General features: G+C 60.4%; 21 protein-coding genes and 1 pseudogene. 6 read left to right on the top strand and 16 right to left on the bottom strand.

The genetic code is table 11. The features are described 5' to 3' along the window. Positions 1 to 17 precede the first annotated feature (17 nt). Both FJW08_RS28700 and FJW08_RS33130 read right to left on the bottom strand, forming a co-directional pair. Entirely contained in the window at positions 18 to 557 is a 540-nt protein-coding gene (locus FJW08_RS28700) for an OmpA family protein (RefSeq protein ID WP_246682636.1), read from the bottom strand. Between the two features lie 43 nt (positions 558 to 600). Next, a complete protein-coding gene (locus FJW08_RS33130; protein ID WP_246682634.1) occupies positions 601 to 1,032 on the bottom strand; it encodes a hypothetical protein in 432 nt (143 codons plus the stop codon). A gap of 9 nt (positions 1,033 to 1,041) precedes the next feature. On the opposite strand from FJW08_RS33130, the gene FJW08_RS33125 reads away from it, so the two are divergent. After that, positions 1,042 to 1,269, top strand: coding sequence for a hypothetical protein (locus tag FJW08_RS33125; RefSeq protein ID WP_224615054.1), 228 nt, complete (start codon positions 1,042 to 1,044; stop codon positions 1,267 to 1,269). Between the two features lie 53 nt (positions 1,270 to 1,322). Here FJW08_RS33125 and FJW08_RS28690 read toward each other — a convergent pair whose 3' ends face one another. The 11 genes and pseudogenes from FJW08_RS28690 to FJW08_RS28635 form a co-directional block, all read right to left on the bottom strand. Then, on the bottom strand, positions 1,323 to 2,561 hold the full coding sequence (locus tag FJW08_RS28690) for a caspase domain-containing protein (RefSeq protein WP_140813251.1): 1,239 nt from the start codon (positions 2,559 to 2,561) through the stop codon (positions 1,323 to 1,325). Between the two features lie 7 nt (positions 2,562 to 2,568). Continuing rightward, positions 2,569 to 3,669, bottom strand: a complete 1,101-nt coding sequence (locus FJW08_RS28685) for an OmpA family protein (protein WP_140813271.1) — start codon at positions 3,667 to 3,669, stop codon at positions 2,569 to 2,571. A gap of 456 nt (positions 3,670 to 4,125) precedes the next feature. Next, positions 4,126 to 6,597, bottom strand: coding sequence for a caspase family protein (locus FJW08_RS28675; RefSeq protein WP_246682631.1), 2,472 nt, complete (start codon positions 6,595 to 6,597; stop codon positions 4,126 to 4,128). Positions 6,598 to 6,926: 329 nt separating this feature from the next. Continuing rightward, positions 6,927 to 7,187 (bottom strand): phage integrase N-terminal SAM-like domain-containing protein, encoded by a 261-nt coding sequence (locus tag FJW08_RS28670; protein ID WP_140813248.1) that lies wholly within the window; start codon positions 7,185 to 7,187, stop codon positions 6,927 to 6,929. 307 nt (positions 7,188 to 7,494) lie between these two features. After that, positions 7,495 to 8,520 carry an ABC transporter permease gene (locus tag FJW08_RS28665; RefSeq protein ID WP_140813247.1) on the bottom strand — a complete coding sequence of 342 codons (1,026 nt, stop codon included), beginning with the start codon at positions 8,518 to 8,520 and terminating at the stop codon, positions 7,495 to 7,497. Between the two features lie 13 nt (positions 8,521 to 8,533). Next, positions 8,534 to 10,003: a sugar ABC transporter ATP-binding protein gene (locus tag FJW08_RS28660; RefSeq protein WP_140813270.1), complete on the bottom strand. Its 1,470-nt coding sequence runs from the start codon at positions 10,001 to 10,003 to the stop codon at positions 8,534 to 8,536. A gap of 125 nt (positions 10,004 to 10,128) precedes the next feature. Then, positions 10,129 to 11,148 (bottom strand): sugar ABC transporter substrate-binding protein, encoded by a 1,020-nt coding sequence (locus FJW08_RS28655; protein WP_140813246.1) that lies wholly within the window; start codon positions 11,146 to 11,148, stop codon positions 10,129 to 10,131. A 312-nt stretch (positions 11,149 to 11,460) separates the two neighbouring features. Then, a pseudogene (locus FJW08_RS28650) lies at positions 11,461 to 11,648 on the bottom strand (transposase); the annotation flags it as partial. A 160-nt stretch (positions 11,649 to 11,808) separates the two neighbouring features. Continuing rightward, positions 11,809 to 13,272, bottom strand: coding sequence for a pyridoxal-dependent decarboxylase (locus FJW08_RS28645; protein ID WP_140813245.1), 1,464 nt, complete (start codon positions 13,270 to 13,272; stop codon positions 11,809 to 11,811). After that, positions 13,272 to 14,816 carry a hypothetical protein gene (locus FJW08_RS28640; protein WP_140813244.1) on the bottom strand — a complete coding sequence of 515 codons (1,545 nt, stop codon included), beginning with the start codon at positions 14,814 to 14,816 and terminating at the stop codon, positions 13,272 to 13,274. Before FJW08_RS28640 ends, FJW08_RS28645 begins: the two co-directional genes overlap by 1 nt. A 40-nt stretch (positions 14,817 to 14,856) precedes the next feature. Beyond that, positions 14,857 to 16,587, bottom strand: a complete 1,731-nt coding sequence (locus FJW08_RS28635; protein ID WP_210241224.1) for a hypothetical protein — start codon at positions 16,585 to 16,587, stop codon at positions 14,857 to 14,859. A 372-nt stretch (positions 16,588 to 16,959) separates the two neighbouring features. Here FJW08_RS28635 and FJW08_RS28630 point away from each other — a divergent pair, with 372 nt between their 5' ends. From FJW08_RS28630 to FJW08_RS28620, 3 genes are read left to right on the top strand one after another with little or no spacing between them, the layout of a single operon-like run. Next, positions 16,960 to 18,588 carry a glycosyltransferase family 39 protein gene (locus FJW08_RS28630; RefSeq protein ID WP_181183083.1) on the top strand — a complete coding sequence of 543 codons (1,629 nt, stop codon included), beginning with the start codon at positions 16,960 to 16,962 and terminating at the stop codon, positions 18,586 to 18,588. Between the two features lie 17 nt (positions 18,589 to 18,605). Next, positions 18,606 to 19,745, top strand: coding sequence for a glycosyltransferase family 2 protein (locus FJW08_RS28625; protein ID WP_246682629.1), 1,140 nt, complete (start codon positions 18,606 to 18,608; stop codon positions 19,743 to 19,745). A 39-nt stretch (positions 19,746 to 19,784) separates the two neighbouring features. Continuing rightward, positions 19,785 to 20,336 carry a phosphatase PAP2 family protein gene (locus tag FJW08_RS28620; RefSeq protein WP_140765529.1) on the top strand — a complete coding sequence of 184 codons (552 nt, stop codon included), beginning with the start codon at positions 19,785 to 19,787 and terminating at the stop codon, positions 20,334 to 20,336. 245 nt (positions 20,337 to 20,581) lie between these two features. Here FJW08_RS28620 and FJW08_RS28615 read toward each other — a convergent pair whose 3' ends face one another. Next, a complete protein-coding gene (locus FJW08_RS28615) occupies positions 20,582 to 20,971 on the bottom strand; it encodes a hypothetical protein (protein WP_140813241.1) in 390 nt (129 codons plus the stop codon). A gap of 1 nt (position 20,972) precedes the next feature. Continuing rightward, complete coding sequence (locus FJW08_RS28610; RefSeq protein ID WP_140813240.1) at positions 20,973 to 21,905, bottom strand: PQQ-binding-like beta-propeller repeat protein; 933 nt, start codon at positions 21,903 to 21,905, stop codon at positions 20,973 to 20,975. Positions 21,906 to 23,095: 1,190 nt separating this feature from the next. Between FJW08_RS28610 and FJW08_RS28605 the strand changes: the two genes are divergently transcribed. After that, positions 23,096 to 23,890, top strand: coding sequence for a class I SAM-dependent methyltransferase (locus tag FJW08_RS28605; RefSeq protein WP_140813239.1), 795 nt, complete (start codon positions 23,096 to 23,098; stop codon positions 23,888 to 23,890). Between the two features lie 613 nt (positions 23,891 to 24,503). Beyond that, entirely contained in the window at positions 24,504 to 25,046 is a 543-nt protein-coding gene (locus FJW08_RS28600; protein WP_181183081.1) for a DUF4142 domain-containing protein, read from the top strand. Positions 25,047 to 25,627: 581 nt separating this feature from the next. On the opposite strand, the gene FJW08_RS28595 is transcribed toward FJW08_RS28600, so the two are convergent. Beyond that, positions 25,628 to 25,819 (bottom strand): outer membrane beta-barrel protein (locus FJW08_RS28595; RefSeq protein WP_140813237.1); only part of this gene is annotated, 192 nt, incomplete at its 5' end.

Below are 25,819 nucleotides of genomic sequence, written 5' to 3'. Positions count from 1 at the left end.
GGCCTGGCGGCGACCACCTACTCGGTCCTGATGCGCATTTCCACGCGTCGGTTGACCGGATCGTAGGGATTGGCGACACGCGGGTGCGACTTGCCCAGGCCGATCGCTTCGAGCCGCGCCGATTGAACGCCGCTCGCTTCGAGGAACGCGGCCACCGACTTGGCCCGCCGCTGCGACAGGTCCTGGTTGTAGCGATCCGGGCCGGTTGCATCGGTATGACCTTCAACGACAAAGCTGAACGTGCTCAGCCGATTGTCCTTCAGTGCCTTGGCGAACTCATCGAGTTCGGTGCGCGCGATCTGGTCGAGTTGCGCGGAATCAAGGGCGAAATTGATCATCATGTCGAGACCGGTCTTTTGTTGATCTGAGCCGGTCTTCTCGGCCTTGCTCTTGCACTCTTCCTCCGTGCCGACGCAGATGCCGCGCGCGGCACCCAGATTGCCGGTCTGTCCGGCGAAGAACTTGACGATGTCTTCCGATTTCTGAAGCGGATCGGCAAAGACGTGCGTCGCAAGAAGCATGGCCGCCAATGCCAAGGCTGAACTGCCCCATCGCATGACCGTCACTCCTGTGTAAGTGGATTTCGCTGGCGGCATCATATCAAATCGGGAAGCGATTGTCTGTGGACAAACGCATGCCGCCCTTGGCCGCCACCTGCCAACGACTGACGCTTGACCGGCGCTCGGCCACAGGCTTGAGTGCTGTTCTGGTGGCTCTCGGGGTATGGCAGCCATGGCCAATGAACTCGGATACAGAACGGCACGGGATCTGTTTCTTGCTTGTCCCGCCATCGCCAGGGACATGAAATCGCTGGCCACCGGCCAGCCGCCGCTTGATTTTTGCCGAGCCCTGCTTGCCGGGCGCGTGCCGGAAGAAGCAATCACGTTCTGTGCCTACCTCCTGCCCGAGCGAGCCGCCGTCTGGTGGGGACATGAATGCCTGAGCACTCTCGCCGAGCTCCTCGCGGACCGGGATCTCGAATTGCTGGCGCTTGTCCACGACCGCGTCGGCGAACCTGACAATCCCGACCATCAAGCGGTCTTGAGCAATTCCCTGGACCTGCCGCCAGCGACGCCGGCCGCCTGGATCGCTCTGGCAGCGGTGTGGCGCGACCCGACCCTCAACATGGTGTCGACCGGATTTCCTGCCGCCCATGCCGTCAATGCCGGAATTCTGGCCGCGCTGGCCCGGGCCTCGCTGGCGGACCGGTTTGCCGTGCTTTCGGCCTTCGTCGAAATGGGCATTCAGATGGCGGAGATGGAGGCGTAACGGCATTCGCCGATCCCTACGCGCCGCCCGTCATCGCCGACATCAGTCCGGCATTATTGGCAGCCGCCTTGCGCCCACCTGGCCAGCGCGACCTTGAAGCGGGTACCGAGCGGATGCTGCAGGCGCAGGACCGAGACGTCGTTGGCGGCGAAATTCTTCGCTTGCTCGCAAAGCCGGGCCTCATTCCACTGATGGCAGGTCTCGCAGTGCTTGCCTTCCCAGACCGATTTGTCGAGGCCTTCCACCGGACTGAAAAGCGGTTCGCTCTTGATCAGTTGGGCGATGCTCTTGCCGTCGATCGCCGGGTCGCCGAACTTGATGGGACGATCGAAAAGGATAGGGCCGTCGGTAGCCAGCTTCGGGATTTTCGCACGCAGGGTATCAAGCGCAAGCTGATCGGCATTCTGGCTTGGCGAAGCGCCGGTGTTGCGTGCGTCAGAGCCGGCTTCAGCTTGCCGGGTGCTCGCCTCGCCGACGATCAGCGGCGCGTTGAGATCGACCTTGTGCAGGACAACTTCGGTGGTCAAAGAGACGTTGATCCAGGGGCGTTGCTTGCCGGCGGTCGCTTTGAAGACGTCACTGGTCACCCTGTTCATCGCTTCGGTGATGGAGACATTGGATTCACCAATGTGCTGGAGCAATGCCGTCGTGAAGGGCGAGTGGTCGCCAGACCCGTCATAGGCGAGCTGGTTGGGACTGGCGGCAAAGGCGACGAGCGTTCCAGCGCCGCCATTCTCGATCGGAATTTCCGCAAGGCCACTGCTTGCACCCTTGATGCCGGCGGTCTTTGCCAGCACATCGGCCAGAGGATTGTCCCGGCACGCGTCCAGAAACACCAGCCGTATGCTTGTCTCGCGAGACATCTGGCGCAAAATGAAATCGACCGACACGGCCTCAAAGTCGAGCGAGGTCTCGTCCTCGAGTGCGGCATCCACCGGAAGCAAATAGTTCTTGCCTGAAACCTGCAGGCCATGGCCGGCATAGAAGAAAAGCGCCACATCGGCGCCGCGCACCTGCTTGGCAAACTGGGCGACCGTGGTCTGGGTCTGCTGCTTGGTGAGATCGAAGCCAGAGACCACCTCGAAACCAAGGTTCTTCAGGCGCTCGGCCATCGCCTGGGCATCGCGCGCGGGATTGGCCAGCGGCGCGGCGTGCTGATATTGCGAGTTGCCGAGCACCAGCGCGATGCGGCGCTCGGCACTGGCGGCCGTCAAAGTCAAAAGCAGGACAAGCGCGACAAGGCCGGAGCCGCGAAGCAAGACGGTGCAAAATGCGATTGCACGGGAGCCCACCCCGACCTCAGTTCGCGAGCTTCGTGGTGGAGAATTCGATGCGCCGGTTGAGCGCCTTGTTCTTTGGCGTGTCGTTGGCGGCAACCGGGCTCTCCTCGCCATGGCCGGCGGCACTGATCTGCTGACGCGGCACGCCACCGGCGACCAACGCATCGGCAACCGCCTGCGCTCGCCGTTCGGAGAGCGCCTTGTTTGCTTCGGGCGAGCCGTCCGAGTCGGTGTAGCCGGACACCTCCACCTTCAGGGTCGGGCATTTGCCGACGACCCCTTCAACTTCGGTGAGCAGCGGACGGCTCTTGGCATCGAGCCGGGCGCTGGCCGAGCGAAAGTAGATGGCGCCGGTGCGCGACAGCACGGCAAACCGGTTGAGGCACTCCTCGTCGCTGAAATTGGCCTTAGCGGCGTCGGTGGCCACGGGACCGACATCGCCGGTTCCGGCGGCGACTGTCTGCACCGCGCCCGGCTTGCTGCCGTCGGCGACAAAGACGAAGTCGAAGGACACCGAGGCGGTGGGCACGATGTTCGTCACATTGGCGGCCTGCTGCAGCTTGTCGACGTTCGGCAGCAGGCCGAAGTCCTCGACATGCACCGCGACGGGAGCCTCCGACGCGACAGAAACCTGAGTGTCGCTGATCATGGTTACGACGACGCTCGCTCCCAGATCCTTGTCGACGCCGTGCAGGCTCAGCCGGAACGGTAATGTTGCCTTGATCCGGCGTTTGGCCGGCAAGTCGGCAAAGGCGGCCGGGTCCAGCTTCGCCGTCAGCTCGGCCGTCGGATATTTGAATGTTTCGAAGAACAGGAAGCGCATTCGCACATTGCGCAGGTCGACGCCCGTGTCGACGGAATTGAGATCGAAGCTGATCCTGGCGTTACCGGCGGAACTCAGCGTGCCGGTGATATTCCTGATCTTGTTCGTCTCGACGATCGTGTTCTTCTTGACCGACTGATAGGTGAGCACCGAGGCGTCAGGATCGAGCGTCCAGTTCGGCGCGGCGTTGGCGGCGTGCGATTCGAAGACCAGCAAGCCCAGCAACGCTGCGAGGACCAGGCTAAGGGCCGCGGCCTTCGCGCGCACTTTTCGACAGAATACGACGACTTCGAACATGGAACGCCCCCGCCCAGGAGAACCTATCTCGATACCGCAGGAAATGGGAGCATAAAGCACTTGCCGTTGCTTGGCGAGCGGTTCGAGTCGGCCTCGATCAGTGACGCCAACCTGCCGTGCGCCGGCGGAGTTGCCTGCTATTGGGCGCTCATCCTCCCCAACCGCCTCCGCCGCCTCCACTGCCCCCGCTGCCGCTGCCGCCGCCCAAAGGTCCAATGACAGGTGCGGTTTCATCCTGAACCGGTTTGATCAGTTTCTTGGCGGTGGCCTTCTTCCGGCTGACGACCTTTGGCGCGGTCGTTGTGCGAACGACCTTCGTCTTGTGGTTCGTCGTCGAGGTCGGCTCGACCCTCGGCGTCACGGTCGTGCACCCCGCGACAACCAGAGCGCCGGATAAGATCGATGCGACGATTGCCTGTTTCAATGCCCAGACCACCACATTGCCTCCCATGTTGATCAGAACAAGTCCCGACGCGGGTTGGCTTGTTCCCAGACCGCCCTGGCCGTCTTGACCAGTTGATCGTCCAATGAGCCGTCCGCCGAAATCTTCGATTTGAGGGTCCCACCCAACTGCTTCAGGGCCGCCGTCTTCGCCTTGGCTCCGAACTTCGCCAACGTGTTCCTGGCATCGGGAATTTCGTTGCGAAGATCGAGCGCGGCGGCGAAAGCAAGGTAGCGCACCGCCACGGTCTGGTCCGCCTTCTCGCCCCTTTGCATCTCAAGGGCAGCGCGATCATACGCAGCCGACTGATCGCCGCGGTCGGTCGCCAGCTCGAACAACCTTTGCGCTTCTGCAAGATCCTGCTGCACGCCGACACCGTCCCTGTACATGCGCGCTAGGCTGCCGGGAGCGTAGGGCTGGCCGAGATCCATCGATTTCTGAAAAAGCGAGAGCGCTGTCTTTGGGTCCTTCTCGACCCCCGTGCCGGCGAGGTAATTGCGGCCGAGCAGGTTCATCGAATACATGTCCTGCCGCTCGACGCCAGCCTTGAGGAAGGCCACGGCGCGAGCTGCATCGGCAGGCACGCCATTACGGCCTTCGGTGAAGATGGCAGCGAGATCGTTCATGGCATAAGTGTGCCCCATCGCCGCTGCCTTGAGCAGCAGGTCCAGCCCTTTGGTGGTATCACGTTCGACGCCGTAGCCGTTGAACAAGGCGCGACCCCACGAGGTCATGCCATAGGGATCGCCCTTGTCGGACGCTGCAGCATAGAAGGCATTGGCCTGCTTGCGATCGACGGGCATTCCTGTTCCCGTCGCGTTGAGGTAGCCAAGCTCGAACACTGCGCGCACATGCCCCTTGTCGGCAGCCTCCTGGATCGCCTTCAAGGCCTCATTGACCTTCCCGGCGGCAAGCAGTGCCCGGCCGAGCTGGTAGCGGAAGCGAGCGACGTCCGGGTAGGCTTTCACCGCCGCCCTGCAGACGTCCACGGCGTTGCCGCTGATCTCATTCGGCAACAGACCGGGGACGACGCCCTGCAGGTCAAGAGGTTCCCCGGCCTCCCTGTCGCAAGGTTCGACGCTGGGCGACAGCTTCATCGTCGCCGGCTTTGGCGACGTGTTGTCAGCCCTGATTTCGAAGCCGACTATCAGTGGTTTGACGGCGCCGATCTGGGGTTCGTAGCGCAAGTTGTCGACTTCATCGGCCATCATGCTCGAATCCGGAGACAAGGTCCGATCCGGCAGGGACAGCGTCCCGGTTGCCGGATAGCTCGCAAGTTTCAGGCTGACCGCCGGATCCTTGGTGGGGAAATCCAGCTTCAACGGAACCGGGCCGACACCGACTGGAACCTGGACGTCACGGTTTTCGATCGCTTCGGCGGCGCCGGCAATATGAATGCCGCGTTCCACCGCCTGCCGCTTCTGCTCGGACTCGAGCGAGGCCACGAGTTGCTTGCCCTCGGCCCCCTCACCATTCTTGACCCGGAAGACCAGGATGCCTTGGGACTCGCCACCCCAATCGTCGCGTGTGGCATAGGCCAGCATGTCGACTTGTTCCTGGATGCCGGCGCCCTTGGGCACGTCCATCTGCAATCGCGGGAGATCCTTGCCGGCGATCGGCTCACCCGCCGCAACCGGCTTGCCGTCTAAAATCAGACGCCCGAGCGCCGGCGGTCTCTCGATGCTGACGGTGACCGGGCCGCCATCGACATCCAGCGGCTCCGGCAGGTCGAGCGCGACAGGGCCGACGCCGGATGGCACGACCTTTTCCAACACGGGCGGCAGTGCGGGCCGGCTGGCGCGACGCATGAGGACGACCTCGTCGATCAGCGATGAGTTTTCCCAAGGCACCTGCTTACCGGCCGTGGCCTCGACCACATCCCGGCGAACGGCCGCCATGACCGAGCGTATCTCCTGGTTCGGCGCCAGTGCGCGACGCGAGAAGGCGGAGGAAAAAGGACTGAGGTCGCCACTTCCGTCATAGGCGACGGCACCGGGCTCGGTGGCGAAGGCAATAAGCGTGTTCAGCGAACTTTTCACCTGCGCAAGGCCGGTGTCGCCGGCAGTGATCAGTTGGTCTCGCAACCAATAGTCTTTGCGCGGAAACGGATTATTGCGGCAGGCGTCGAGGATGATCACCTGGATCTTCGATTTCGCTCTCAACTGCTGCAGCACATCGTCGAGCTTGACGGCCTGGACCTCGATGTCGGCCGCGTTCTTGAGCGATGCATCGACCGGGATGAGGAAATTTTTACCGCCGATCTGAAAGCCATGGCCGGAATAGTACACGATCGCCAGATCGGCGCCGTCCGCCGCCGCGAGGTAGTTGCGGAACTGCTTTTCGAATTCGATCTTGGTGAGGTCCTTCGCGACGAACACATCGAATCCGGCTAGCCGGAACGTGCTCGACACGTCCTCGGCATCCTTGTCCGGATTCTTGAGGGCCGGAATCTCGCGATATTCGGAATTGCCGATGACAAGGGCCACCCTTCGATCGGCACAAGCTTGGAACGCCGTGAAGCACGCGAGCATCAGGGCCGCAATGAACGCAAAACATCGCAGCATGGCGCATCCTTAACTGCTCATGACCTGGAGGGCACAAGACACAGCTTGCGACAACCTGATCTGTTAAAGACTTCCAATCTGCCGAAACGGCAAGGTCGCACCCGCGATGGATGGCAGATGCTGTTCCCACAACTGCTAAAATAGCCCAGTGGCGTCGGTACCGCAATAAGCTGGGCGAGTGCGACCAATCAACGGCGGTATCGGGCCCTGCAGGCAGGTTGCTACACGCCTGTACCTTCTGTCCAGGCAGATCAGATCGACCCAGCGTCACGCCGCAAGAAGAAACGCAAGGCGCAAACGGTCTGGTTCAACGCGCCCCACGAGACCCTTCGGCCCACCGGGTGGGCCTGATAAGCGCGCACCTCTTCGTATCCCAGTTGACCGGTGATCGTCCAAAAAAATCGACTGTACTTCGCCACGTGATGCACGTTGGATCGCTGGGTCTCCGGTGACAAATTGCGGATCGTCAGATCTTCAATCATCCGCTGACGCAGAGGACTGGTCTGCTCCATCTGGGGTTCTCCTGTCTGGAAGGTTGGCTCGACACCAAATCTTCTCAGACAAGGACCCTCCTCAGGCCAGACCGGCGCATCAGCTACCGCGGCAGCGGTTTAGTTCAATCACAAAACCGACTGATCCGGAATCCCTTTTCCATCAACTCGTGAACCGCTCTAGTTCCGCTCGAGAGCGTCGCTGGACGGCTGAGCGCACGCAGCGCACACGAGTTGCCATCTAAACTTCGGCCGGTGAAAAGCCCAAATCTGTCGCAAGAGCCAGTGCCGGGAAGCCGCAGCCTGGCCCCTTAATAACCGCTGGGCATCAGACGCGTTCCCGATCACGTAGATTCTGCACATAGACATTGATGATCAGCGCGACGAGCAGAATGATCCCCCGGATGAGGATTTTCAAAAAACTGTCGATCTGGACGTGATCGAGGCCATTGTTGAGGACGCCGAGTATGCACAGGCCGATGATCGTGTTGCCAATCCCGCCACGGCCGCCAAAGAGGCTGGTGCCACCGACCACCACCGCTGCGATTGCGTCGAGCAGATATCCGTCGAACTCGTTCTGCTGGGCGCTGCCGAAATGCGCCACGCCAATCATCCCGGCGACACCGGAACAGACCGCTGAAATGACCATCACCGCGCCTAAGACCAGTTTGACGTTGACACCGGAATATTCCGCCGCTTCGCGGTTGCCACCGACCATGTAGATATATCGGCCGAAGCGCGTGTAGGTCAAAATAATATGACCGACCAGCAGGAATAAGCCCAGCACGATGATGATCCAAGGAAATCCGGCTATCGTGCCGGAACCCATCATCGTAACCAGATCGGGAACGGCATAGGCGATCTGGCCGCGCACCAGAAGCGCGCAAATGCCAGCGCCGATCTGCATCATGGCCAGTGTCATGATGAACGAGGGAATTCCAATCAGCGTCGTGCCAAAGGCGTTGACCAGGCCCAGGAAGGCGCAGATGAGCAGCGCCAACCCGATCGCCGCATAGCCTGGCAGGGGAATGTTGGGAATGTTGACGTAAGATTCCTGCATTGTGAAATAAGCAACGGCAATGCCGGTGGCATTGGCGATAGCCGCCACCGAAAGATCTATCTCGGCGCAGAGGATGACAAAAGTGAGCCCCACCGCGATGACGCCCGTGACGGAAATCTGCGTCAGCACGTTGACCCCGTTGTCGACGCTGAGGAAAGATGGGCTGGCGATGCTGAAGAACGCGAGCAGGATGATCAGCGTGGCGAACGGCGCAATGTTGCGCATCCGGTTGCGCAGGAAGGCGCCAGCCCGCGACTGCGACCCTTTCAAGGTTTCTTGAACTGGCATGATCATAGGGCGTTCTTCCTCAAGCGGCGTCGAGTAGCCGGTCCTTGCTGATCGTTTCGCTGGCGAACTCGCGCACGATCCGGCCTTTCTTCATGACGATGATACGGTCGGCGAGCGACAGGACGGTTTCGGGCTCGGCCGAGACAACGATGACAGCAAGGCCCTGGTCGCGCAACGCACGCACTATCTTCACGACATCGTCTTTGGCGCCAACATCCATGCCTCGGGTCGGCTCGCTCAAGATCAGCACCTTAGGGATGTATGTCAGCCATTTCGCCAGCGCGACCTTCTGCTGGTTGCCGCCGGAAAGACTGGAGAGCAGCGCCATCACATTCGGCGGACGGATATTTAGCAGTTCGACTTGGCGGCTGGCGATCTCGCGTTCCACTGCCAGGTTCAACCAGAGGCGCGAGATGCGGCCAAGCACGCTGATCGAGACATTCTTATAGACCGGTTCCTGGTAAAACAGCATGGAACGCCGGCTCTCCGGAACGAAGGCTATTCCCGCGCGACGAGCGTGCGCCGTGTTGCGGAAACGTTTCGCCGCGCCCTCGATGGCCAACATCCCGGTGCTCGGCTTGAGCTTACCGAACAGTGTCCGCGCCAGTTCGACTTGGCCGCACCCCATAAAGCCGTAGATGCCGAGAATCTCGCCGGCCCGCGCATCGAGGGACACATCGGCGACCGCGCCTCCTACCGTAAGATTTCTCGCTGAAAGGACGATGGGCGCCTCGGACTTGCTGTTGAGGGCGATGGCGCCGGTATAGCTTTCCTCCAGCTCCTCGTGACCGCTGCCGATCATACGTTCGATAACCCAGCCTTTGTCGATCGAGGCCGCGGCTTCTGTGACGACACGGCGGCCATTCCGGAAGACGGTCACCGTGTCCGAAACCGAGAGGATGTCGTCGAGAAAATGGGAAATGAAGACGATGCTGCGGCCGCTTGCACGAACACTGCGAAGCACCTCGAACAGGCGATGCACCTCAGGGGGTGACAGCGCCGAAGTAGGTTCGTCTAGTATGATGATCCGCGCCCCCGAGAAGAGCACGCGTGCGAGTTCAACTAGCTGCTGAAGGCCAATCGACAACGACCCCATCGACGCACGGGGATCGACCTCAATGCCAAGGCTGGCGAGTTGTTGCCGGGCAGCGGACACCATGCCGGGCCAATCGATCAGCCCTCCCTTCGTCGGCTGTTTGCCGAGGAACACGTTTTCAGCGACGGTGAGATCGGGAACGACGCTCAGTTCCTGATGCACCATGCCGATGCCGGCCGCAAGCGCGTCTCGGGTCGAGCGGAAATGGACCTGCTCTCCGTCGATGAACATGCGGCCGTTATATTCGGCGTGCACACCGGCGATGATCTTCATCAGGGTCGATTTGCCGGCGCCGTTTTCCCCAACGAGCCCATGGATCTCGCCGGCGCGCAACACGAAATCCACATCGTGAAGCGCGACCACGCCGCCGAAGGATTTCGATATCCCATCCATGCGAAGGCGTGGCGCGACCTCTTGCAAGGCGGCTTCAGTTTGAGCGTTCATGCTGTCCGCGTGGCGATTGTCTAGTGGCTGGGCGAATGGCTGGCGAATGATCCGCCAGCCATTTGGGACGAAGATCAGATCAGGAAATGGTCTTCCATCCATTGCATGCCGGCGGCATTTTCCTTGGTAACCACGGGACCGTCGGCTACAACGCTTTTCGGGATTCCTTCGCCCGACTTCTCGCCACCTGTCACGGCGGCGACGCCGGCGACAATGGCGCCGCCATGAATACGGCAGGATGGATTGCGCACGGTGGCGTGCATGCGACCTTCGGCAACGGCGGCTATTGCAGGGGGCATGGCGTCGCAACCGCCGATCTTGATGTTGGTCCGGTTATGGGCCTTCATGACGTTGTACGCCGCAAGCGCCATGTCGTCATTGTGGAAATAAGCCGCGTCGATCTGCGGATATTTCGTAAGATAGGTCTCCCATAGCCGCGCCACCTTGGTGACGTCCCAGTCGGCCGGCTGGTTTTCCAGAACTTCGATGTCGGGATGCTGCTTGACGACGGATTCGAAGCCCCGGTTTCGCCCTTGAGCACCCGTGTGGCCGAGCGCGCCCTGCGTGGTGATGACCTTGCCCTTGCCGCCAATGGCGGTGATGAGCGCCTGTGTCACCGATGATCCCATGAACTCATTATCCGGCGCGATGAAGCTGTGCACATTGATCTTGTCGAGTGGCGCAATCAGCGTGTCCATGTCGATGACCGGGATCCCGGCGTCGATCATCTTTTGCACCGGCTGCACCAGCGTGCCGATGCCAAACGCCTGGATCGCCACGAAGTCCCATTTCTGGGAAGCCATGTTGTCGATCGCCGCGCGCTGCTTTACCGCATCGAGTTCGCCGTCGAACCAAGTCACCTCAACGTTGAACAGTTTGCCCCAGTATTCCGCCGCCGCCTTGCCCTGGGCGCACCAAGTCGCCTGAAGTCCGGCGTTCGAGAACGCTGCCTTGAGCGACTTTTCGGAACGGCCTGAGGCAGCGGCGGCGGCGCGGGCCTGGCTGATCCCGACGCCGCCCAGAAGAGCAGCGGCGCCGCCAACAGCCGCTGCTGTCAGAAAATTACGTCGATCGTCGTCTATTGTGTTTTTCATAATTCCTCCCAGTACGGGTCATGGAAATGCGACCCGTGGAGGCATTATGGCCCCGCCGATGTTGCGGTCAAGGTTCCGAGAAAACGTCGCTCGACTCGTCGCGGAATTCAGTGATTGGCGTTCGACGTCAGAGCCCTGGCGCGTCCCGGAACCGACAACCATAAACAAGTGACGCATCCGGACAGCCCACCGCCGAACCGTGGCATGTGCCTCGGCAGCCTCCAGGACCCGAGGCAACCTGTGTGCTTCGGGGGTGAGATTCATGCGTTTGGAGTGGCTATCACGAAAGCATGGCCGTCCGGGTCGGATCGTGTCCCGGTCGCGGTAGCCGTTGCGCGGGCGAGCCGCAGCGGGTTCTTCTCGCCATAGCCGGCGCCGGTGGCCGCGCCCACCTCCATTTCCATCAGCCGCTCGGCGGCAAAGCCGATCATCTCGCGCAGCAGATCGGCATCCGGGGTCTTCTCCACGAGCGTGCGCAGGTTCATCATGTCGTCGGTCATCGGTGGTCCTTCCGAAATGGGGTTGGCGTCAACAACCAAACCCTACCGGAAAACGCCGATGACCACCGACACCCCGCTCACTCGCTACAGCGCTACTAACGGCGCGCTCGCGAGCGGCTTCGTAACCGCCAGCTACACCACTTGATGGGACACGACCAAATTAGGCGCAGTATTTGGCGAGAAATCCTATGAACTCGTCGATGTCGGCTATAGTCGTGCGATGATTGACAATAGCACAGCGCACCACGAGCTCGCCGTCTATGGACGTCCATGAGGGCGAAGCCAATCCGGACTCTTGCAGGTTCATGACCAAATTCCGGACAAACTCGGCATTGCGCCCACGAATGCCGAAGCAGACGATGTTAAGGGCCACTGGTGCCTTCAGCTCGAATGCAGGGCAACTCGTCAGGCGCTCCGCGAGGTAACGTGCGAGCATGCAGGTGTGCGCGATCGACTCTCCTATGCGAACCGTTCCAAGCGCCTCGATTGTCATCCATGTTTTCAACGCGCGGAATCCGCGCGACAAGTCTGGACCTAGATCGCAAGGCCAGGTTTCGCCAGCGGCAAGCCCGCGTTCGCCTCGCTGTAGATAGGCGGTGGGCTGCACGAACGTACGCTTCTGGGCATCGCCATCTCGCACCAGCAGGAATCCGGCATCGTAAGGAACCTGGCCCCACTTGTGAAAGTCGAGGGCCACCGATGCCGACTTTTCGATGCCTTTGAACAAACCGCGCAGGGAATCTGACAACACGCCGAGTGCGCCAATAGCTCCATCGACATGAAACCAGAGTTTTTCCGCGGACGCGATATTGGCGATTTCCGCAAGTGGGTCGATAGCCCCGGTGTTTACCGTACCTGCGGTACCTACGACCAAAAATGGCAAAAGTCCCTTCGCCCGGTCCTCCCTGATGCCTGCGCACAGTGCGTCAGGCAGCATCCTTCCGGCGTCGTCAACCGCGACGGTCCTCAGATTTGCCGATCCGATCCCGGACAATTGCATTGCCTGCGCGATGCAGGAATGAGCCTCTCTGGACGCATAAGCGGCGAGCTGGCGGTCGCAGTTCCCCAGGCCGGTCTCCCGAACGGACTGACCCAACGCTTCGTTCCTGGCGATCGTGACCGCGACGAAGTTTGCCATCGAAGAGCCGGTGAGAAACAATCCGCTCGCGCCTGTGGGGTAGCCAAGGGCTTCGCTCATCCAGCGCACGATCTGTTGTTCAACCGCCAGGCCAGCATGGTCGCGGCCGCCGCAGTTCATGTTCAGCCCGCCCGCTACGATTTCCGCCAACATTCCGATCGGCGTACCAGCACCATGAACCCATCCCATGAACAACGGATGCAGGTTGCCGGTCGCGAATGGCATGATGTGCTTGCGCACATCGTCCAGGACATCGCCCAATTCGCGAGGACCGTTCGGTAGCGGGCGGGCAAACCTCTCGCGCGTTTCATCGGTCGGTCGCTGCCATACCGGCTTCTGCCTGATCGTTTCGATGTGGGCGATCATGTCGGCCAGCAAGCCGTGCGCTACCTCGCGAAACTGATCCCAGTTCGATGGATCAAGGCTGGTGGAGGTCTCGGCCACACCTTTTCCTGCTGGGCGTTTCTGCTCGATGGATCGCGACATCAGGCATCTAGCGGATGTCGGAGGACAGCAGATAGTTTCTCGAAGAATACATCGAGCCTTGATTCGATCGGAGCGAACGCCTGATGCAACGACTGGCCCGCCGATATCCTCTTCGAGACGCTGATCACATCCTGGGCGGAGGCCGCGACGCGCAACACCGTGCGCGGACCGACACGCACGGCTTGCCCGACGTGGCAGATCGGGCCCTCGTTGAGACCGCGCATCAGCACCTGAATGGTTTGGCACTCCTCGAACGAAGCGAAGGAGCCCGCGCTATTTGTGACGGTCAGCGGGACCATTGCCCGTGAGCCGAGATGGTCGCCGTCATCATCCTGATGCAGGGAAATACCGCTGAGCGGACCAGTTCGTGAGCGAACCAGGCGAACAAACTGTTCCTTGACAAGGTGTTGCCGGGGTTCATCGATCTCTGCATAGGGGTCAAGATGAGCCAACGCAGCGACCCACCGTAAACCCAGGCCCAGATTCAATTCCGACTTGAACGCGAAGGTCATCCGTTGGCGAAGGGTCGCCGGCCAGTCTTGAGCCGCGGTATATTCCGCCAGGCCTGCCGGAATATCGGACCCTGCCGCAATATCTCCGGCCAATCCCGCGGGGATGAGAAGTGCGCCGGAAAAAGGAGGCCCGGCGATGAACTTGGATCCCGTCACAGCCACCACGAAACCGTCTTCCAGATCCTGCTTCAGTTGGGAAATTGAGCCACGGAACTGGCAGGCATCGACGATAACCCGCACCCGACCTGGGGCAAGAGCCGCGGCGTGGCGCGCGGCTTGTCGGGTCACGGCCGGCAAGCCGGTTTTCGATGTGTCGAGCACATGGACAAGGACATCTCGATCTAGCTTGAGCTCCAGTTCGACGATGGCGATGATGTCGGCATCGATTTCATGCTGATGTCGAGGCTTGCCTTTCTCGTCGCGGATGGCAATCGTGCGCACTTCAATGCGGCCCGGTAACAGCCCTTCAAGGGGAGCACCAGTCTCGACTGCGCTACCGAGTGCCGTCAAATCCGAGTAATGCCGCCCTGCCGCCGCCCGTGGAACCCCATTTCCTGTTTCGTCAGGTGCAACAAGCAAATTGGTCAAGGGGCGCCTGGAGAGGCCTGCAATCGTGCAGAGCGCGAGAAGCTCCGCATCCGTCCCGGAAGCGGCGAGAATGACTTGCGCTCCCGTACAGCCAAGATCGGAAACAATTCGCTCTCGAATGTCACCGAACCATCGATCGGATGCGACAGGCGAACGTGATTCGATATCAATGAGGCGTCGCAGCTCGACCCCGGCCGCCATCAACCCCTCCCGAGAGGCGTTGCTGGCCGTTGTCGACGAGAATGAGATCTCATCGTCCGCCGAAGTCGTGCGCGTTCCATAACGATTGCGCCGTGTGATTGCATCCGGCCAGATGCGCCTGTCGCCACCTGTCCCGAGCAGGAATGAAAGGGAGGCCGGCGAATGGAGCTCGCGATCCCACCCACCCATTTCCGAGGTCGGATTCGCCGGCACCTGCGGGATACCAAGCTGAATTGCAGGCATGACGTTCTCCGTAGTCGGGGCGATAGCGAACTGGTTTCGGTTAAAGCGGTTCACTGACCGCCACGGCACCGGCCAGGTAAGAGATCTTGGCGTCATGACTGATCAACGGTTCGAGATCGCTCGCCCGCTGAGTGAACTCCAACCCGCATCGGTCGACATAGGATCGATCGACGCGTTCGCAAAAACCCGGGTCGATGATCTTCTCGCCGTCCCAAAAAACGGCATGGCCGGTGTTTGGAACGGTCGGTGAAACCACGCCTATGATCGCGGGTTTGGCCCAGAGCATGTAGATACTGCTCAGAAGAACGAAACCGCACTTGTTGGCCACGCCCCGCATGATGGAATGGCTCATCGGTCCGCCGAGCGGGTATGCGGGATCGCAGCTTCGTGCGATTTCCTCGACTTGTTCGTAGGTTCGGCCCGTGAGCATCGCCAGGACACAGACCAGGCAGTCGTCATCAGTTCTCTGATAGATCGCAGGTTTTCCCGTATGGGCGCATTCGATCGCTGGCGTGGACGTCGTCCGCGCCACGCGCCGTGCCAGTGCGCCTTCGAATGCCGCGAAGAGCTTGCGCATGGCGCTTTTCTTGTAGGGGAAGATGCTCTCCCAATCCATGGAATGAACGATCATCGCGACATCGGCTTCGAACACCAGCAGACGGCCATCTGCGAGTTCGGCGCAATCGATGGCGAAGTAGTCCAGCCCGAGCCGTCGATGAAGAGCATCGAATGCACGAGCGTGACGTACCGCGAAATCGCTGTCGAAGTTTGCCATCCACAACGCTTCCTCGGCGCGCCTGTCTTCGTGCTGGGTCATGCCGGCGTTGAGGTAGTGAACCATCCAATGCTCGGAGACCGCGAGATGGCTGGCATAGGGCCGCCCGTTGATGAACGCGACGCGCTGCTTGCGGAATTTGCGGTCCGTCCCGCTGTAGTCGATGAACGGCGTGATGTAGAATTCGCTCTCGTCCTGCGAATTCAGATAGGCGGAGAGCTCCGGTCGCGTGGAGATCTTCTCCATTCCCTTGCCGGCATGCGTGCCGACCGGGCGGACAATCACAGGAAACGCGGCCGCCGCGAGGATTGCGTCGACCTCGATTTCCCCCGAAGCCAGCCTCTTGATCAGCGCCCGATCAGCGCGCGCTGCGGGCGGGGCAAGGATCGAAGGCTCATGCTTCAACGCCTCCGCGACCCCGTCCCTGGACAGGGCCATGATGAGACGTGGCGCGTTGTTCATTATGGGGCCGGACCAGCCGCGCAGCAGCCGGTGAAGGTTTTCCAGTACTGGAAGATTTACCGCGGACTCTCCGACGGCCACGAAGGCGACATCATGCTCGGGAACATCGTTCAGGTCCGCGGTGTCGGCGTCGACGTAGTGGAGCAGCAGGTTCGCGTCGGAGCCCTCCAGCAGAAATTCAATCGGCGTGTTCGCCATGAAGTCGCCGGCCGTCACGAAAACAAGGACGTTCGGTCCTGTGCCTTGTCCGTTGCGTATCCGGTATTGTCGACTGATCTCGAGCGCGGCCTTCTGGCTGATGACAGCCTTGTCTTCCTCTCCGATTGCGTGGAGAAGGATCGATACGTCCAGGAACGCGGCGGCATCGTTGAGATCAGCAGAAACGCGCGCGAACAGCCCGTCCCATATTGGGGAAATATCCCTTCCTTCAAAGACGGCGCGGACTATGGGGGCCTTACCCAAGATGAGGTTCGAATTTTCCGACATCTGTGCCTTGGCTACCGCGCTTTTCAAAGTCTCAAGCCCTTCCGTCACGCGGTGGTGCGGCCGTCCCGGCCTCGACTCCGTTGCCCAACACGATGGCGGATTGTTGCTCTCAGCGCTTGTGCGAGCCTTGTGCATGCAGGCAAACGGGCCTTACGGATTTGTAATACCCCGGCAACGCTCCCGTATGTTTGATCGGACATAGTCGCCGACGAACCGCAGCGGCTACGTGTCCATAAGCTGGCGAGTTCGAGGGGTGACTTCCAAAGATGCTGGACTGCGGTTACTCCACCCTATCGGGCAAGTGGATCCGGATCGCCACGACCGTGGCTCTTCTCGCCATTGTCTGCCTGTTGATCGTCATGCCCGGCCATGGACCGCTCGCGGACGAACGTTCTTACGTGCTTTGGGTCTGGTAACCCAATGCTGTTGGATCAGTTCTGGGACGATACCGGTGCTGCCAGGCCGCGCGTTGCAAGCCTGGCCAAAGGCACTCCTGCTTCCCCTGTTTTCCAGCTGATTGTCGTGGTCGTCGCATTTCTGGTGCTCCGGATTGGACTTGCCTCGGTCATTCCGCTGTCGATCGACGAGGCCTATGCGGTCGTGGTATCGCGCAGCCATTCGCTTTCATATTTCGACCACCCGCCACTGGGTTTCGCGCTGGCCCGTCTGATGGCGGATGTTTTCGACTGTGAATGCCGGCTAGTCGTCCGGCTGCCTTATGTGTTGCTCGGCTCGCTCTCGACGCTGCTGCTTTTCGAAGTGACGCGCCATGCCTACGGCAAGGTTGCCGCATTCTGGGCCGCGGCCTGGTTCACCGTTGCGCCGTTCTTTCTTATTTCGGCAGGGCATTTCGTCGTGCCCGACGGGCCACTCGATTTCTTTCTTCTGGCCAGCGCCTGTGCCGCCATGCCCATGGTTCTGGGCGAACGGCCGCGCTTCGCTTTGCTCCGCTGGATCATCGTCGGCGTCGCTTTCGGTGTGGCGCTGATGTCGAAGTACCAGGCCGGGCTGTTTGGCATCTCGGCCCTGCTTGTCTTGGTGTCGACGCAGTCCGGCCGGGCCGAACTGCGAACGCCAGGCCCCTGGATTGCCGGCGCCATCGCGACGCTTGGCCTGCTGCCCGTCATCATCTGGAATATGGACCATGGCTGGATCTCGTTTGCCTTCCAGACCGGCCGCGGCCTTGCCGAGGATGGCCATGCCCTGCATCCTGGAAATCTTGCCATCACGTTGCTGGGCCAGGCTGGCTATTTGTGGCCGCCGACCTGGCTTCTGGCCATGGGGTGCATGTGGGGCGCAGCCCGCAGCGGTTCGGTGGCCGATCGGTTCTTCGTGACCATCGCGGCGCTGCCGGTGGTGTTCTTCGACTTGGTCGCCCTGTTCAGCGCCCATTCCCTGCCGCACTGGTCGATGAGCGGCTTCCTGTTCGCCTTTCCGCTTTTCGGGCAATGGTGCAGCCGTCTTGCCGAACGCCGACCTGGATTGCTGCGGCTGTCCTTCACTATCGCCGCCATCGTCGTTCCGCTGCTGACGATGGGGTTTGCGGTGCAGGTCCGGACCGGCGCCTTCACGCGGGCGTTTTATGAACGAGCGCCGAAATTCGACGTCAATTGGCAATTCATCGAGTGGTCTGCGTTGACCAGTGAGCCGCAGGGCAGCGATCTCAGCGGCGCCAACGCCTATGTGGTCGCATCGAACTGGATGCAGGCGGCGCGGGCCGCCAACGCCCTTGGACCGGACGTACCGATAGAGGTGCTGCCGGGCGACCCGCGCCATTTCCAGTTCATGGACGACGGGCGCTTGAAGACGCGAAGCGCGGGCTTCTTCGTCGGCGCCCTGGACTTCGGCAAGGAAGCGGCTCGCGAGAAGGAGTATCGCGACAGCCTTGACGGACGATACGTCGTCGATGGCCCGCCCCGGCGCCTGATACAGCGCATCGCCGGCTTTCCCGTCTTCGAAATCCTGATCCTGCCGGTCAACCGCATTGTGGCATCGCAAGCACACTTGCCGGGCGACGGCCAAGCAAACGATGGCGGACCGCGTCCTTGAACCAGGCGACATACCCAGTGCCAGACGTCGAACTGGCGGCGGATACAAGCAGCGGTGCATCGCTGCAACGCCGCGGGGCGGAACTCACGGTCGTCGTCCCAACGCTGAACGAGCGCGCCAACATCGATCTGCTGGTTGCGCGGCTGCACAAGTCGCTGCTCGGGATCAATTGGGAAGTGGTCTTTGTCGATGACGATTCAAAAGACGGGACGATTGCGGCTGTCCGCGACATTGCCAGCCATGATTGTCAGGTTCGCGGTATAAGGCGCATCGCCCGCCGCGGCCTAGCCGGGGCATGCCTCGAGGGCGTCCTGTCCAGCTCGGCGCCCATCGTTGCGGTCATGGACGGCGATCTCCAGCACGATGAAACATGTCTTGCCGCGATGTTCGAGACGATGCGAGGCGGCGGGGCCGACCTAGTGGTGGCCAGCCGTTATGGAGACGATGGCGATGCTAACAGTGGACTGAGCCGGCTGCGTTCGGGAGGCAGCCGGCTGGCGACGCATCTCGCGCGGCTGTTGCTGAGGGTTCCGCTCAGTGATCCAATGAGCGGCTTCTTCATGGTGCGGCGTGACATCGTCGATGCGGTGGCGCCGCGCCTGTCGCGGCAAGGCTTCAAGATCCTGCTGGACATTGTCGCATCGTCGCCGACGCCGCTTCACATCCGGGAAATCCCCTATGTGTTCGGTCCGCGCCTGCATGGACAAAGCAAGCTCGATTCCCTGATTGTGCTTGAATATCTGGGACTGCTGGTCGCCAAGGCGTCGGGCGATCTGATCTCGACGAGGTTTCTCTCCTTCGGTCTTGTCGGCTCGGCCGGTGTCGTGGTCCACCTCGGCGTGCTGCATACGCTGCTGGCCCATGGCCTGCCTTTCGCGGTAGCCCAGACCGCGGCCATGTTCACGGCCATGGCGTTCAACTATACACTGAACAACACATTCACCTATCGCGACCAGCGCCGGCTGGGCTGGCGCTTCGTCACCGGATTCGCGATATTCGCGGCGTTGTGCAGTTTTGGTGTGGTGGCGGGCGTCGGCGTGTCGACGCTTCTTTACACCAGTCCGTCGCGGTGGTGGGCGGCCGGGCTTGCCGCCGCCGCCGTCGGCTCGGCTTGGAACTATATCACCAACTCCGCCATCACCTGGCGCGTGCGTTGATCGCCCGAAACGAGCCCGAAAACAGACGGAAATCCCCAAATGTACCAAATCGATGCCGCAGTGACCGCCTGGATCAACAATTGGGCGGGACATGCTCCCGCAGTCGATTTCATCATGGTCTGGATATCGACGCTCGGCGTTCCGCTCATGGTGCTGGCAGTCGCCTTGCAATGGTGGCCGCCCCAGCCGGACCGGACCATGCGCCATGTGGTAGTGGCAGCCGGCCTGTCGTTCTTGCTTGGTCTCGGAATCAATCAGCTGGTGTTGCTGTTCGTACAGCGGGTGCGTCCCTACGACGCTCATGTCACGCATCTGATTATCGGGCGGACCGTAGATTTCTCATTCCCGTCCGACCATGCCACCGCGAGCTTTGCCATCGCGGCGGCGTTTCTGGTGCACGGCTTGCATCGCCGCGGGCTCGCATTTCTGGCGGCCGCATTGCTGGTCGTGCTGTCACGCGTTTATTTGGGAACGCACTATGTCAGCGACATTCTCGGCGGGGCCGTCTCTGCAATCATGGCGGCTACGCTGGTGCGCGCAGCCTACAGGCAGAACACGCGAGCCGACCGTTTGATCACCGGCATATTGTAAAGAGGTATTAGTCGAATGGCGACCGGCTATCTCACCCGATTTTTGGAAAAATGCGCGGGTGGTCCGATACCTGCGCAGAATTTCCCGGAAATACTCTCAGAATTTCAGAAAATGACCGAGCCAAACCGGTCCGCGCGTCGGGGGTTTTGGAAGCCGTTTGACAGATAAACCGGAGCACCCAGCGAACTTGACTTCTGTGTGAATTCGACGAGAGTTGGGGCGATCGTCAGCGCCACGGCAGGCTCTTAGCGGTCGGTGAGGTACGGAGGCGCCGTCAGTTCCAGATGATACTGGCTGCCGTTGATGGCCTTGAGGCCACCACGGACGAAATTGCCGCGGATTCGATACCGCCTATGCAATTCCAGACCGGCAATGCCCGATCCGACAACTGGCAGATCATGCGCCGAGATCCGACCGTGCGCCTCGTCCGAGAACAGCACGTAGTCGGAATGTCGCGCGAGCGGAAATCCCATAAGTTCCAGTTCCTGACCAATATAGCGCTTCGGCTGCCATGTGACCGCGCCGATCCGATGCAGCGCACCGGCGGCGTCGGCCGAGGTCGCAGCCGAGGTGAGAATCATCAGTGCGGCAAGCGCCGAGCACGCGAACATTCGCCGGATGGAAAGGTTGTTCATGTCAGTCTGCCTTTGCAAGGTCCTGGTCCGTCTTGATGATGTCGAGGCCGTCAGGGATGTGCAGATAGCCTGGATTGCTTCCCCGGTGCTGCGTGACGCCATATTGCCAGAGCACCGTGTTGGTCGCTTTGTCTATGACGACCACGCGCTGGTTGAGATCATCGGTTGCAAGGACGTTGCCGTTCGGCAGCTCGATAGCCAGCGAGGGACGGTTGAGTTCTTCGTCCGGCTTGGGCTTGTACTGCCAGACGATTTTGCCAGCGCGGCTGATCTCGATGATTTTTCCGGGCTTCGTGTAGCCCGCCACTAGAAAATTTCCGGCCCTAGTCATTTGCGGATCGGAGGGATACCGGATCGGCAGCTTGAGATGCAGGATCTCCTTCCAGTTCTGGTCGAGCTCGATCAGGGAATGATCATGGATCGTGCTGACGAGCACGTGGCCGTTCGGCAGCGGCTTATCGCCGTTAGGAGAGTCGAGTGCTGGGGCTTCTCCCCAGCATCGCCCCGTGATCCCGGCCTGCCGGACGATCTTCTTGTCAGGGGAAATGTCAAGAATTCGGCAGTTGCGGATGTCGGCGACAATGACGTCGCCGTTCGGCAGCTTGTAGGCGTCGTCGGGAAAGTCGAGATAGCCCGGGTTCGAACCGGGCCGTCCGAGGCTGCCGTATTCCCAGGTCACCTTTTTTGTCTTCCGGTCGATGATGCGGATCACCTGCTGATGTTCGAGATTGGTGATGACGCTGTTGCCGCCGTCGGCGAAGAACGCGTCGTCCGCGCCCGAGCCGGGCGGAACGTCGGCGAAATGATATTCCCAGAGGATCTTCTTTTGCGGACTGACCAGGAGGAGGCGATTATTGCCGCGGTCGGCGATGAGAACGTCGTAGTCGCCGAGCGCGCTCGCGTCCGCAGGAGTGGCTGCAACTGCCGGATCCACCGGCTGCGGTTTTCTTATGGGTATTGGCGGGGTGTTGATTGGCTGATCCGGGAGAGAGCTTTCGGCTGGCGCACAATATCCGGGCCGGGCGAGCAGAAGAGCTACCGTGACCATCGTCGCGAAGAAGAGTCCCCGCCGGATCGGTTTGGTAGCTCGCATCCGTTGGGTCACGAGTCCTTTCGAGGTCGCGCTGGCTCCCTCGATTCGCCCGTAACCCATGCTTTCAAGGATTCGAAAACGACGCCCGCCTTCCGCTGGAGTATCAGCCGGTCGAGAACGAGAATGACGATCAAGACGAGCGCCCAGGACAGCAGAGTATCGCTGAGGAAGGAGGAGCACCACGCCGAATAGGAAACTCCAACAGGGGGTGGACGGGATCGTATGGGGACTTGACGTTCGGCCCTGCACCTTCCCCTCCGAAAAGCACGGTGCGATGACAGGTTGTGGCTCCAGCACGCGCCGCGCCGCCTGTGAGAGAAGCCGCAGAAGCGCACTTCGCGTACCGCTGACCTTATATACTAGAGAGTATCCTTGCCGGCAGTTGTCCGGTAACTTACGGTTTCGTAAGGATCGAGTCTGCCAATGCGGACAGGCAGAGCAATCCGGCCGTCCGGACACCTCGTCGTGGTATGGTCCTTCACCGGGGCACCGGACTTCCTGATGGCATTGACTCCTGCGATCCACTCCTCGCGGGAGCGGGCTTTGCAATATTGACCCTCGTCGGCCACGTTAGTGCAGTAGCGCGACGGCTCCGTCGTCGTCGGCGTGTGTTCGTGGTCGTAGATACCACTCCGCCAGAAAACGTCATCGCGTTCGTGATGGACAGAATGGGCTGATTGCTTTCTGACCGGCACGGCATAGAGCCTGTTCCACGATAACCGGCAATGATGGCGGCCGGCGTAGCGTTCTACCTCTTGCCATCCGGCTGATCGGTTTCGCCGTCCGTGCTCGGCCGAGCTACGCCATGTAGCGACTGGCCGCTTCCAAACCATACGGATTTGTGAGTCGCGCAATGGCTATATGTGGACTAGGCTTACATCGGTCCATGCTCCGAATTGCATGATGGCCAAAAGCCACTCTAGCGCTTCATGACTTCGCCGATCATTTGCTCGACGGGCCTATTTGTCGCCCCCGATCGTTGACTTGCCAATGACGCATCTTGGTCGGCTTCCAACCGGAAGCAAGAATGAATGTTGGATAAAACAAACCAGGAATCGCCGGTAATGCAATTGGTTCAAAGGGTCGACAGATGCACCGGAGACTATGGGCTTGGCCTTCAAGGCGCGCCTTATCCGTGCACCCCTCCGGTTCCGCAGCGTGAGTCGGTCTTGAAAACCCTTGATGGCACCCTGGGCCTGCATAACTTTATCGCCCAGCAGTTTTCTATGCCGGAGGGTATGTGCGGGCGCGTGACAGGGGCGGTTATGGGGCTGATAAATCATCTGCCCAACAGGCGCGCTATCGAAATATTGGACATCGCCGAGCAGGATGATGTGCTCGAAATCGGATTCGGACCGGGTTTCGCGCTCAGGGAGATGTCCAAACGAGTCCGCAGCGGCACCATTACCGGGGTGGATCTATCTCCGGTCATGGTTCGCCAAGCCCAAGTCCGAAATCGAGCCGCAATTCAACATGGAAAGCTGAAACTGATCCAGGGGACCTTCGAGCGACTGCCGCTGGAAAGCGTCTCGGTCAATAAGATTCTGGCCGTAAACGTAATCTATTTTTGTTTGCCGATCGGAACTGCCCTCGCGGAGGCCCGCAGGGTTCTCCGCCCGGGCGGAACAATGTCGATCTATGCGACGGATTGCTCTTCCAGGAGAAGGTTGCAATTCATTGGTCCGGAAACCCGGCAAACATTTGATCGGAAAGGATTGGAAGATTTCTTGAGACAGAGTGCATTTGCAACAGATCAAATCGATATTCAAACGGTTTGGTTGCCCTTCGGTTTTCGGGGCCTAGTGGCGCGACTTTGCAAGCGGTGAATGCGGCCATCAAGATCGATGTGCTATCTCAGGCACGCCAGCAGCCATTGGGATGACTATCGTGGCAGTGTAAATTTGCCCGCGCTGAACAAACGGCTCGGCGCCGCGAGCCGCGGAAAGTTCTTGGACCCTACAACAGATAGCCCTCGCGCTGCGCTACGCCAACGGCTCCGCGCCAGCGCCCGTCGCTCCATCCGCCCAGCAGGGCACACCCAACGCCGGAAACGAACTCAGAACTGGATAGAAACTGGGGGCAACGTCAATCTCGCACCAGCTTTGCGGCGCTACGCCACCAACATCAAGCACGGCTTCCGTGATTGCCTTGTCACGGCCTCATCGGCCATCTCGTTGATGCCCTTCAGCCGCTCGATGAGCGTATGAAGCCGCTCGGTACGAATCAAGGTATTCGGCTTGGCCAACGGCTCGAACCTTCATGCCCGAGCTTCCATCAACGAGCCCTTTGGTGGTGGGAATGCTTCGCAGGCGATTCGATCCAGGTTGTTCGCGCTGCCGCTCGGCCTTCGGCAGCCACCGTTTTCATCGCATGGAAGGGAACCGTTGCACGGGCTGCCTTGTTAGACTGTCGTTAAATCAAGACCAATGGATCACTGACGTGAAGCACGCTATCGCTCGAGTTGCTGATCATCCTGGCAACGGGCCGTTCCGGGCACTTCTTGGACTGCTGCTTGCTGCTGGAATTTCAGCAGCCACGCCGGCTTGTTCCCAGAGCCGCTCTGACCGTGCCTTCCTGGAGTGGGCGATTCAAATCGAAATTCAACAGCAGGACATGGGAAGGATTGCAGAAAGGCGGGCGCAGCTCCCTGCGGTCCGAGAACTCGGCACCTATCTTCTCGGGCGGCATCGTCAGGCTGAGGCCCGGCTGAGACAGACTGCAAGCCGGTTGGGCGTTGCGCTTTCAAGCAGGCTGTCGGCGACGCATCTCAGGGTCCAAAATCGCTTTGCATCAATTCCGAGCGCAAATTTCGATAGAAGCTTCATTCGCCACGAAATAGGCGATTACCGCTATTTTATAGCCCATTTCAACGCAGCGGCCGCTTCCCGCGACCGCTCAGTTCAACAGTACGCGACCAACGAATTGGCAAGCCTCAGGCAGGATCAGACCAGGATCTTGACCCAAGCGCATCAGGGGTCGTGAATTTTCGCCGACGCCATGGCTAACTCCAGAAGGTACTGGTCCAAAGAGTGAGTGCGTCAACAAAAGTTATCCGATAGCGGATTTTATATCCCGACCTCCTTCACAAACGCCCGCAATTCACCTGGAGGGGCGAGGCAAAAAGTTCGAAAAGCTTCCAAGAAGCCCAGTCAAACCGGATACTGGGCAGTCAACTTCGCTCCACGAGCCACTTCCCCAGCCCGCGTTGCCTTTTGCCCACGAAGAGAACCATAGCACATTCCGCGATATGGCTCCGATACGGCCTACCACTTGCGGTCGATCATGCGCTGCGCAATACTACCTATTGGGGAAATATAGCATTGTTGGGTAGGTCGCATGCCTGTCTATGTTGTTGCGGAAATGCACTATGATCGCGTCATTCGGTCTAAGGAAGTCCAAGCGAATAGTCCTGATTCGGCTGCATCGGAAATGAATGCCTGCAAGACTGTCTTTAAAAGATGGGCGAAGGACTGGATCCGAGTGACCGACGAGGTTGGCGGGCAAGAATTCGCGTACACTATCGCCCGGCGAAAGAATTCTGCTTAAGCGACCGACACGTACTCTCAGAATTTGTAGTTAATTCTGGCGACGACAGTGTTCTCGGTCTCGCGAGCGCTGAGCACGAAGGCCGGATCTAGGCTGCTCGCGCCATCTTTCGAGCCAAAATCGTAATAATTCCATTCGACGCCAGCGGTCCAATGGTCATTGAAAGCGTATTCAACGCCGAGACCAGCCGTCCAACCCACCCGAGACCC

It is taken from the genome of Mesorhizobium sp. B3-2-1, from assembly GCF_006439515.1.
GTDB lineage: Bacteria > Pseudomonadota > Alphaproteobacteria > Rhizobiales > Rhizobiaceae > Mesorhizobium.
The sequence above is the reverse complement of the archived record's forward strand: the minus strand, read 5'-3'. Positions and strand labels throughout refer to the sequence as shown.